This window comes from Clostridium sartagoforme AAU1, assembly GCF_000401215.1.
Classification (GTDB): Bacteria; Bacillota; Clostridia; order Clostridiales; family Clostridiaceae; genus Clostridium; species Clostridium sartagoforme.
The window spans coordinates 1-10,617 of the sequence record NZ_ASRV01000076.1 but is presented as its reverse complement, the minus strand read 5'-3'; the positions used below and the strand labels follow the sequence as shown (position 1 = coordinate 10,617).

The window sequence follows — 10,617 nt, the reverse complement described above, 5'->3', positions numbered from 1 at the left end:
TATATCCATAATTATTATATAACATTTAACTATAAAATATAGGATTTTGATTTCTAGACCTATAAATGTTATAAATTATTAATTTAAATTTACATATTACTTTTAATATAATCTTGTACTTCATCTACATTAATTGCTAATACTATTGCCATTTCTTGATATAACTGCTTTCTAGCACTAAGCATAATATCTTCATCTGTTTTATTAAGTTTTTTACCTATTAAACTTTTTTCATTTTCTTCTAATTTTATAGAGTTTATAACCTTTATCAGATCCTCAGCATTTCCTTTTTTAATGATAGCCTTATATTCTTCAACTTTCTTTCTTGAATCTTCTATTTCAACAATTTCATTTTTAGAAATTTCTCCAATTAAATTCATTATTTCAACTTTTGTCATAAGCTCTCTCATTGATATTTTTTTATTGTTTACAGGAATCTTAATAGTCATCCTATCATTATAAACTGGAGATAAAATATAATACTCCAATTCCTCACTTCTTAAGGTCACTTTTTCTATATCTTTGACCATACAAACTCCATTTGAACCATATACAACATAATCATTTATCTTAAACATAAATTTACCTCCTTATGTATTTGATTTATAATGAAAAAGGTAGTCCCTACAGCTAAAAACTTTTAGGAACTACCTGTTGTATACTAATTATAACACAAATATATTAACATTTCTCAAAATCCTTCTAAATAATATAAATATTTATCTAATTTATTATAAAACATACTTAATTATATATAATCCCCATTAATCTCCTAAGTAATAAATTAATACATGCTAAAATACTTATTTTACTATCCCTCTAATTTAAATTCCCATATACCATTTTCAGTTTTTTCTACTGAAACTTTATATATTTTCTCTTTATTTGTAAGATCAATATTAAATTGTTGACTATTAAATGTATTATTATTCTTATCAGTAACGCTTAATACAAAGTCATTACTCATTATAAGCAGTTTCATATTATCTCCATATTTTATTAGGCTACTATCTGCATAACTAGCTCCACCAGATGAATTATTTGTTTTATAACCAAAGTTTTTTATAGGCTCTTTACAATTATTGAAAACTATAACATTATATTCCCTTACTTTATCTCTACTTTTACAACTTGAACATCCTATAAAGAAAATACTTACTACTAATAATAAAATAGTACTAATTAAAACTATTAAATTCCTTTTCATACATATCTCCCTTCCCGTTATATCTTATATAATAATTGAATATTTATAGTAAGTCAATAATACTTTATTGTTTTTCAATAAAATATTATCCTTTTAGAATATATTTCATACTTTAATAGTTAAATTTTAACCTACTGAAAGATATACTTTATTAAGAAACATAAATCAATCTGAATCTGTGTAAGTTTTATTCGAATTTATAATTAAAGCTAAAAAATAAAATAGTTCTCAAAGATAACTTATAGTTTTCTTTAAGAACTATTTAAATTCTAATACATAATACTTTCTTTAATACTATAAATACATAAGATTTAAATATTTACTTCATAATAATTCATGATTGATTGCTCTTTAAATCCACAAGCTTTATATAAATTCAATGCATTTTTATTTCTTATTTCCACATCTAAACCAACTGTATTTATATCTTCTTTCTTTAAGTTATTCAAAACTTCTGTTAATGCTGCCTTTCCATATCCTTTATTCCTAAATTCAGGAATTATTCCAAATCCACTAATAAAAGCTGATGTTAATTCTTTGTCAACTTTTATCTTACCAATTATTTTATTATCTAATTGAATTAAATAAGTTATAATATTATTTTTTTCCTCATCTTCTGGTAATATTTGTTCGCTACTAGCTAGTCCAAAGAAAATTTCATTTAAATTTTCTATTTCACATATATCTTTATTTTTTGCATCTTTTAAAATAATATTTTTTACACTAGGTTGTACACTCCAATTTGTACATTTCATTCTGCACTCAGAAAATGAATAGTTAGATTTTATACTTTTTATAAATTCATTTGCAGCTTTTGATTTATCATCACAAAGCAATAATATATTGTTAAAGTTCCTTTTTTTACATTCATCTAGTGATATACTTAAAAGCTTAGAAAATATTCCTTGCCTTCTGAATCTTGGATGAACCATTCCATTTATTTCTGCAATATTTCTTCCAAAACTTGATATTCCTAAATAACCTATTAATTTATTATTTACATAATATAAAAACTCATTTATATCATTAGGAGATTTTTTATACTCCTTATAAACTTGTGCTCTATACTCTAATTCAAGCTTTAAATTTACCTCATCTTCTTCTATACAAACATCTTCTAACTCTTTTATTCTATTATTTTCTTCCTCATTTATATATTTTTTATAATAATACGTCTATCTAATAATTCATTATTTACATTATCCATTAATTTCACTCCAATTTAAGTTTATTTTTTTATTTCTTCTTCATTTACGCTATGTATAAAAAAGTTTATTTTGAATTTAAATATTTTTTATATTATATCAAATTATTCCGAAAATTTCCCCATAATAACTGTATTATACCAATTACCATCTTTATGAATACGATCATTTATTAATAATCCCTCTTGTACAAATCCATATCTTTTATATATCTCAATTGCTTTTTTATTTGTTTCTACAACTGTTAATGATATCTTTTTAATTTCGGTATTTTTTACGCATATTAGTACACTTTCTATAAGTGCCTTACCAATTCCATATCCCCAATATTCTTTTAATATGCATATTCCAAATTCTGCTTTATGTCTAAATTTACTTAATTTACTTCCTTCACACCTCGTGAATCCTACTATCTTTTCCTCTGCCTCTGCTATTAAAAATATATTTGTTTTAGATATTGAGTCTTCATAAATAATTCTTTCAAAGTCTTCTTTGGTTAATAACCCTTCCCCTGATTCCCTATCAAGATTTTCTGTTTCTCCATCTATCTTAACTCTTAATTTAGATAATTCTTCAGCATCTTCTTTTATTGGACAGCGAAGTATATACCTTAGATTTTTCCCTTTTATTATTTTATCAGTAATAACCATAAAATTCCTCCATTAATATTATTAATAAAAAAATATCGTACTATCATTATAAGTAATACGATATCTCTTGCTATTTATTCTCTTATATTAACCAATGATTTGGTTTGCTAAGGGATTCAGGTAATTTTGTATTAACATCACCTTTAGCACTATTAATTTGAGCTTGGGTTATAAAAATACTATTTCTTAAATTAGCTCCGCTTAAATCTGCATCTCTTAAGTCAGCACCAATTAAATCTGTCCAACTTAAATCTACATTTTTTAAATTTGCTGCAATTAAAAAGGCCCCACTTAAATTTACACCTCTTAAATCCTTTTTTCTAAGATCAGCTCCCATAAGATTTAAGCCTCCGCCTAAAGCTTTTTTACCTTTTAATGATTTTTTATCACTATTAACTTTTAACCTTAGGAATTCACTTGTTTGCAAAAGCAACTTATTAACTCCCATTCTAGTTAATATTAAATCTAATTTTATAATTGACTTTGCTTCTAAATTTGTTATATTCTTTATTTCATCTATTTTTTTAATCAACATTTCTTTATTAATATTGTTATTATATTGCAATCTAACAGCTTCATTAAGGTACCAAAGCATTTCATGAAGTTGCTTCATAATAATGAAAACATCAAACATTTGCTTTGAAGATTCAGGCTTTTTCTTCCAATCATGTCCCAAATAAGTAACTTGAGCTACCTTTTGACCTGCACCAATACAGTCATACGCTATACAGCCCTTTAATCCTTTTTTATTTAGCTCTCCATGAACTTTACATTTAAAATCTCCTTTTAAATTAATGCAAGGTTTTCCTGCATCTTTATTTACAGGGAATCCATCAATAGCTGAAAAGTATAATGCAACACAACATAGCCCAAAACACTTTTCACAGTCAGGCTGTAGCTCTTTATAATTCATTTTTATCCATCTCACATTCATAAAATATATTATGTTAATTATATCATAATATAAAATAAAGTTGTTATGAATTTACCATAACAACTTTATTTTTTCTTCGGGCTGGAATTTATTTGAATATAATAGAGATTATAAAGCTTCAGCGTTTATAACAGAAACTCCAGTATCAACATTTTTCTTCTCTATTTTTTCTCCTGCTAATACTTTAGCAGCAGTTTTCATACCTTCATATCCCATAACATCTGGATTTTGAGCCATTGTACAAAGAAGATGTCCATTCTTTATTAATTCAAGAATCATATCTGACTTATCAAAACCTACACCAATAACTTTTTTACCTGATTCTTGTATAGCGTTACCTGCTCCTACTGTTGAACCTTCATTAGCACCAAATATACCTACAACACCTTGAGTAATATAGTTAGCAGCAATTTCCTTTGATTTTGCAGCATCACCTTCACCATATTGAGTTTCTAATATTTTAAAACTTGTACCATCAAAAGCTGAACGGAAACCTTTTTCACGTGCTACAGTTGAAGCTGTTGCAGAGTTAACATTTACTATACCAATGGATCCCTCAGTAACTCCTGCTTTCTTTAAAGCATTTATCATTTCTGTTCCTGCTGTTTTTCCTGCTGCTTCATTATCTGTTGCTAATGTTTGTTCTGCTGGAAAATCTGCTGCAGAGTCAACATAAATTATTTTAACCCCAGCATTTTTAGCTTCTTCTAGAGCTTGAGTTACAGCATCTGGTCCATTTGCTGCTAAAAGTATTGCATTTGCTCCTCCTGCTACTGCATTATTAATTGCTTCAATTTGCTTAGCATCGTCTTTAACATCTGGTGCTAGCCAAGTATATTCAATATTTCCTAGTTCTCCAGCAGCTTTTTTAGCCCCTGCATCTACGTTAACCCAATGTTGATCCATTTGGTCCATAGTAATTAAATATACTTTACTCTTTCCTTCTGACTTACCGCCAGTTTCTTCTGCTTTTCCACTACATCCTGTTAATACTGTTCCTAAAACTGTTAATCCTAAAACTAATGATATTAATTTCTTTTTCATTAATAAAACCTCCTATTTTTAATTAAAGCTTTCGCTATAATTTCTCAACTTTATTTTCATTATTTTCTATTACCCTCTTTTTATCGTTTGTTAATTTAGATCTTCTAAATTTCCCACTTCTAAGTATTATATCTAATAATACAGATACAACTACTATAATACCAATTACTATATTTCTTATAGCTACTGGTGCACCTACAAATTGTAATCCATTTTGTAATACACCCCAAATGGAAGCTCCTATTACAGTTCCAAGTAAAATACCTTGTCCACCAAGGGTACTTACTCCTCCTATTACGGATGCTGCAACTGCATACATCTCATAGGTATTACCTGCATCCATTGTTCCCATCCCACTTGTAGCACATATAACTAATCCAACTATACAAGCACAAAATGCACTTACAACATAAGCTTTTGTTGTTGTAGCTGCTATATCTACACCTGATAGCTTAGCTGCTTCAACATTACTTCCAATAGCATAAATATGGCGACCGGTACGAGTTTTACTTAAAATAAAATTGAAAACAACCCATAATAAAATTGCAATCCAAATTGTATTATAAAGTCCTAAGGTTTTCCCATAATAAAATAAATTTCTAAAACCTTTTGCTGCATTACCAATTGAATCTGTATTATAGTTATTATTTACAATTTGAGCTATACCTCTTGCTATAGTCATTGTACCTAAAGTTGCAATAAATGGTGGCAATTTACATTTTGCTACTAATGCTCCATTTAAAACGCCTAGAAGTAAACAACATACTAATGTAATTAATACAGCAAGCATAGGCCCTACACCCTTAGTCATAAGAGTTGCTGCAATCATACAGCTCATACCAACTACTGAACCAATTGATAAATCAATATTTCCTGTTATTAAAACATAGGATTGTCCAATACCAATTATTAGTATTGGTGCTATTTGTCTAAGTAAATTACCTACATTTTGACTTGAAAAGAAAATAGGATTTAAAATACCAAATACTACACAAAGAATAATAAGCCCAAAGGTTACTGTAATTACTTGCCCCATACCTCTCACTTTAAATAATTTTCTCATTGCTCCTTGTTTTTCAACATTTTCCACTTTTAACCCCTCCTTAGCTTAATTAACTAAATCCTTACTTTCAAATTTAGTAGCGTATTCTAAAATTAAATCTTGGGTAGCGTCATTTATATCTAATTCTCCTGTTATTCTTCCATCACACATAACTAAGATTCTATCACTAATTCCCATTATTTCTGGTAATTCAGAAGATATAAATAATACGCCAATTCCTTCTTGCTTTAATTTGTTCATAAGATTATAAATTTCAACCTTTACTGCAACATCAATACCTCTAGTAGGCTCATCAAAAATTACAACTCTTGAATTCCTAGCTAACCATTTACCAACAACGATTTTTTGTTGATTACCTCCTGAAAGACTTCCAGCATTCAATTCTATACTAGCTAACTTGACTTTAAAATCATTAACTGCCTTATTAGTCATTTCTTTTTCTTTTTTCTTATTTACAACTCCAAATTTACTACAAAGTAAATCTAAATTTGGTAAGGAAACGTTTTCTCTAATGCTTAATTTTGTACATAATCCATCTTTTTTTCTATCTTCTGGAGCAAGAACTATTCCTGCTTTAATAGCATCTAAAGGTTTATTTATCTTAATATTTTTACCATCTAAAATAATTTCTCCAGATTCTTTTGGATCCATTCCAAAAATTGCCCTTGTTGTTTCTGTACGTCCTGCTCCAACTAAACCTGCTATACCAACAATTTCTCCTTCATATAGATTAAAATTAACATTCTTAACTGATTTTCCAGACCTTAAATTTTTTATCTCTAAAATCTTTTTCCCTCTCTTACATGTTACTCTTGGGAATTTTTCTTTTATTTCTCTTCCAACCATGTTAGAAATAATTTCAGTCATTGTAGTATCTTCAAAATTCATAGATGTAATATATTTTCCATCTCTCATTATTGTAACTCTATCAACTATATGTTGAAGTTCTTCTAATCTATGAGATATATATACTATGCCACAACCGTCTTTTTTTAACCTTTCAATAATTTCAAATAACTCATCAATTTCTCTAGAAGTTAATGCAGATGTAGGCTCGTCCATTATTAATATTCTTGCATTTGTTGAAACTGCTTTAGCTATTTCTATCATTTGCTGCTTAGATACTGAAAGTTCTCCAACTATAGTATCTGGTGGAATATCAATATTCATTCTATCTAAGATTTTTTTTGCTTCCTTATTCATTTCTTTATTAGAAAGAATATCTAAATGAGATTTTTCACGCCCTAGAAAAATATTTTCTGTAACAGAAAGATGTGGGCACATGCTTATTTCTTGATGAATAATCGCAACTCCTAATTCTTGGGCCTTTTTAGGAGTTAAATTTCCAACATTTTCTCCTAAAATTTTTATTTCACCATAATCTCTTGTATAAACACCACTTAATATTTTCATAAGAGTTGATTTACCTGCACCATTTTCTCCTAGTAGTGCCATAACCTCTCCAGCTTTTAAATTAAAGCTTACATCATCTAATGCTTTTACCCCAGAAAAGCTTTTTGTTACATGCTTTGCCTCAACTATATAATCCTCCATTTAAACCATCCTCCCTACTGCTTCTCTTAACATCTTTAGTATAACATTTCATATTTTTTACAGTAAGGGGGCAAACTTTGGATTTACAGGGTCATTTTTTTGTTCTTTAAACGTTTACTTTATCTATATAATTAAATTCATTTCTATCATATTCATTTCTTACTTTTCCCTCTTCTATAACAATAAGATGATCACCAAGAATTAATGAATCTTCAAGAGCTATTCCAATAATAATAACAGTAATACCTCTTTTTTTAAGTTCATTTATCAAGTTAATTATATGTTTTCTTAAATACATATCCGCGCCATAAAAAGGCTGAAAGCAAAATACTATTTTAGGATTGTATAAATGAATTCTATAATAAATAAGACTATATAAAGCTGTAAGTGATAAATTTGAAATATCTTTTTCATATATATCTTTTCCTACCAAAGGTTCATATTCATTTACAATACTTTTTCTAATCCTTCTACTTAAAGAGATTCCATTTTTCTTCCTATCTATTAAAAAGCATAAATTATCCATATAACTCATCTCTTCAAATATCATATTTTTAATTGGTTCTTCTCCAATAAAAGCTACACCATTTTTTATAATATTAATATGTTTTTTCTTAAAATAATTATTTCCTTCAAAAAGCAAACTTCCTTTGATTGGTTGTAAATTTCCATTAATAAGGCTTACTATTTCTTCTAGTGCTGTATTACTTAAATCTAAAATTATTGTGCATTGACCTTTTTTTATTTTGAAGTTCATTCCTTTTAAATTTTTAGTCCATATATTTTTAAATTTTAATATTCCTTCCTTATTTTCTTCTATAAACTCATTGATCTTAATTTCATTAAAATCAATAATATAAGGACCAATCTTTTCTTCAGTAAAGTCATTCTTGTTTAGTATTTTTTGTATCCTTCCATTTTCAGATAAGTATAGTCTATTGCATATTTTATAAGCTTCTTCATGATGGCTACATATATAAATAAAGGATATTCCAGCCTCACAATAATATTTAATAATATTCTGAAATTTTATTAATTCAGTTGAACTTAAATAATTACTTAAGTCCTTAACTACTATTAGCTTAATTCCTCCTATCATAGCTTTTAAAATTTCTACGACACATCGTTCAAAAGCTGATAATTTACGTACTATTTTATTTCCATCAATATTAATATTCAATTCAGTCATAAACATCTTAAGTTGAGAGTTAAGTATATTTCTATTAATTAAATACTTTTTGAATCCTTTACGAATTACAAAAACATTATCTGAAACTGTTAAATCATCAACTAATCTACTTTTTTTATCTATAATAGCAACCTTATTCCTCCTTTGGCTGCTGTACTCATAATTATTTATCAGAACTTCATCAAAATAAACCCGGCCATAATGTATCGGGACATTTTCACAAAGCAATTCAATAAGCGCTTCCTTGCCATAGTCATTAAGAAATATTAGTCCCATGATTTCCCCCTTTAAAACACGTAGATTAAAGTTATCTAGGACTTTTCTTTCTTCCTTAAATTGAATTATATTTTCTAATCTTAATATTTCTTCACTCATAAAATTACCTCTAGAAACCTTCTATTAATGGTAGGGTTATTTCGACATCTGTTCCTGCATTAACCCTACTATAAATTAATATTCCGTACTCTTCTCCAAATAAAAGCTTTATTCTTCTATTTACATTAACTAAAGCAATGCCCCCTTTTTTCCTGTTATTTATATTAATATTATCAAAAGAAATTATATTTAACTTCTTGTTTAGCTTTTTAAGTAAGTCTTCTTCAATCCCTGATCCATCATCTGAAATAGTAATTATCATACGATTTTTAGTGGCCTCAATTTTTATAATAATATTTCCATTAGTAATTTTTTTCTCTATTCCATGATAAATGGCGTTTTCTACAATTGGCTGCAAAGTTAGTTTTGGAATTTTATATTTTAAAATTTTTTCTTCGTCTTCTCTATTTATATCTATTTTTAAATTTACTCTTTCTCCAAATCGATATTGTTGAATAATGTAATAATTTTCTATATTACATAACTCATCTTCTAAGCTCACTAAATTTTCCACATTAGAAATTGTGTAACGAAAAAAAGTTTCAAGAGCCTCTGTCATTTGGGCTACACTATCTAATCCTGCATTTAAAGTTTCACCTCTTATTCCTTCAAGCGTATTATATAGAAAATGTGGATTAATTTGATTTTGTAATGCAAGATATTCAGCTTGTTTTTTTGAAGCAGTGATTAATTCCTTTCCTTGAATAACCTCTTTAAATTTCTTAGTTAGTTCTTCTATTTCAGGACTTAAAAATGTATTTTGATCAAATATACCTTGTATAGTATAGCCTTTAGCAAAAAGTTTTAATACCTTAGAATTTTCTTTATATGGTACATATACATACTTATAACTTATATAAGAAATAATAATAAAAATAATATAGCTAATCCCTACAACTATCACATATTTTTTTCTATAAAAGATATAATCATAAGTACTGTGAGTAAACCACCTATAAAGCTTTCCATAGTAATGTACATATATAAAATTTTTTTCGATATATACTGCTTTTTTTTATTTTTCATAATTACTCCTTTATGAATATAGTTTTCTATATTCATTTGGCTTTATTCCCGCAATTTTTTTAAAACTTTTTGTAAAATGCTTTATATCACAGTAACCTACCCTTTCACATATTACTGATATGCTTAAATTTGATTCTTTTAAGAATTCTTTAGCCTTATTCATTCTTGTTTCTGAAAGATATTCTAAGAAATTTTTTCCACTTTCCTTTTTGAACAGATGACTAAAATAAGATGAATTAAATCCGACAAAAGAACTAACTTCCTCTAAACTTATTTGCTTCATATAATTTTGCTTTATATATTCCTTAGCTACACGAATTGGTTTAGTATCAGCTTGCCTTTTATCTTCAATAATTTTATCTAATGACTT

At 27.2% G+C, this 10,617-nt stretch carries 11 protein-coding genes; all 11 read right to left on the bottom strand.

Annotation, left to right across the window (positions count from 1 at the left end; translation table 11 throughout):
* Nucleotides 1-89 precede the first annotated feature (89 nt).
* Entirely contained in the window at nucleotides 90-578 is a 489-nt protein-coding gene (locus tag A500_RS05965; protein WP_016206690.1) for a CarD family transcriptional regulator, read from the bottom strand.
* Nucleotides 579-811: 233 nt separating this feature from the next.
* The gene (locus A500_RS05960; protein WP_016206689.1) at nucleotides 812-1,207 is read right to left on the bottom strand and encodes a hypothetical protein; all 396 of its coding nucleotides are present in this window, start codon (nucleotides 1,205-1,207) and stop codon (nucleotides 812-814) included.
* Between the two features lie 311 nt (nucleotides 1,208-1,518).
* Nucleotides 1,519-2,313 carry a GNAT family N-acetyltransferase gene (locus tag A500_RS05955; protein ID WP_278245091.1) on the bottom strand — a complete coding sequence of 265 codons (795 nt, stop codon included), beginning with the start codon at nucleotides 2,311-2,313 and terminating at the stop codon, nucleotides 1,519-1,521.
* A gap of 203 nt (nucleotides 2,314-2,516) precedes the next feature.
* Nucleotides 2,517-3,062 carry a GNAT family N-acetyltransferase gene (locus A500_RS05950; protein ID WP_016206687.1) on the bottom strand — a complete coding sequence of 182 codons (546 nt, stop codon included), beginning with the start codon at nucleotides 3,060-3,062 and terminating at the stop codon, nucleotides 2,517-2,519.
* 82 nt (nucleotides 3,063-3,144) lie between these two features.
* Nucleotides 3,145-3,975 (bottom strand): pentapeptide repeat-containing protein, encoded by an 831-nt coding sequence (locus A500_RS05945; protein WP_016206686.1) that lies wholly within the window; start codon nucleotides 3,973-3,975, stop codon nucleotides 3,145-3,147.
* 129 nt (nucleotides 3,976-4,104) lie between these two features.
* On the bottom strand, nucleotides 4,105-5,040 hold the full coding sequence (locus A500_RS05940) for an ABC transporter substrate-binding protein (RefSeq protein ID WP_016206685.1): 936 nt from the start codon (nucleotides 5,038-5,040) through the stop codon (nucleotides 4,105-4,107).
* Between the two features lie 34 nt (nucleotides 5,041-5,074).
* Nucleotides 5,075-6,103 carry an ABC transporter permease gene (locus tag A500_RS05935; RefSeq protein WP_047001529.1) on the bottom strand — a complete coding sequence of 343 codons (1,029 nt, stop codon included), beginning with the start codon at nucleotides 6,101-6,103 and terminating at the stop codon, nucleotides 5,075-5,077.
* Nucleotides 6,104-6,148: 45 nt separating this feature from the next.
* Nucleotides 6,149-7,657: a sugar ABC transporter ATP-binding protein gene (locus A500_RS05930; RefSeq protein WP_016206683.1), complete on the bottom strand. Its 1,509-nt coding sequence runs from the start codon at nucleotides 7,655-7,657 to the stop codon at nucleotides 6,149-6,151.
* A 106-nt stretch (nucleotides 7,658-7,763) separates the two neighbouring features.
* The gene (locus tag A500_RS05925) at nucleotides 7,764-9,221 is read right to left on the bottom strand and encodes an ATP-binding cassette domain-containing protein (RefSeq protein WP_016206682.1); all 1,458 of its coding nucleotides are present in this window, start codon (nucleotides 9,219-9,221) and stop codon (nucleotides 7,764-7,766) included.
* A 10-nt stretch (nucleotides 9,222-9,231) separates the two neighbouring features.
* The gene (locus A500_RS05920) at nucleotides 9,232-10,125 is read right to left on the bottom strand and encodes a sensor histidine kinase (RefSeq protein ID WP_016206681.1); all 894 of its coding nucleotides are present in this window, start codon (nucleotides 10,123-10,125) and stop codon (nucleotides 9,232-9,234) included.
* Nucleotides 10,126-10,257: 132 nt separating this feature from the next.
* Nucleotides 10,258-10,617: helix-turn-helix domain-containing protein (locus A500_RS05915; protein ID WP_016206680.1), on the bottom strand; the 360-nt coding region annotated here is incomplete at its 5' end.

Bases quoted from the DNA above. Each gene is read 5' to 3' on its own strand.
- A500_RS05940 (WP_016206685.1), bottom strand. From the start codon at position 5,040: ATGAAAAAGAAATTAATATCATTAGTTTTAGGATTAACAGTTTTAGGA.
- A500_RS05925 (WP_016206682.1), bottom strand. From the start codon at position 9,221: ATGAGTGAAGAAATATTAAGATTAGAAAATATAATTCAATTTAAGGAA.
- A500_RS05965 (WP_016206690.1), bottom strand. From the start codon at position 578: ATGTTTAAGATAAATGATTATGTTGTATATGGTTCAAATGGAGTTTGT.
- A500_RS05950 (WP_016206687.1), bottom strand. From the start codon at position 3,062: ATGGTTATTACTGATAAAATAATAAAAGGGAAAAATCTAAGGTATATA.
- A500_RS05945 (WP_016206686.1), bottom strand. From the start codon at position 3,975: ATGAATTATAAAGAGCTACAGCCTGACTGTGAAAAGTGTTTTGGGCTA.
- A500_RS05935 (WP_047001529.1), bottom strand. From the start codon at position 6,103: ATGAGAAAATTATTTAAAGTGAGAGGTATGGGGCAAGTAATTACAGTA.
- A500_RS05960 (WP_016206689.1), bottom strand. From the start codon at position 1,207: ATGAAAAGGAATTTAATAGTTTTAATTAGTACTATTTTATTATTAGTA.
- A500_RS05930 (WP_016206683.1), bottom strand. From the start codon at position 7,657: ATGGAGGATTATATAGTTGAGGCAAAGCATGTAACAAAAAGCTTTTCT.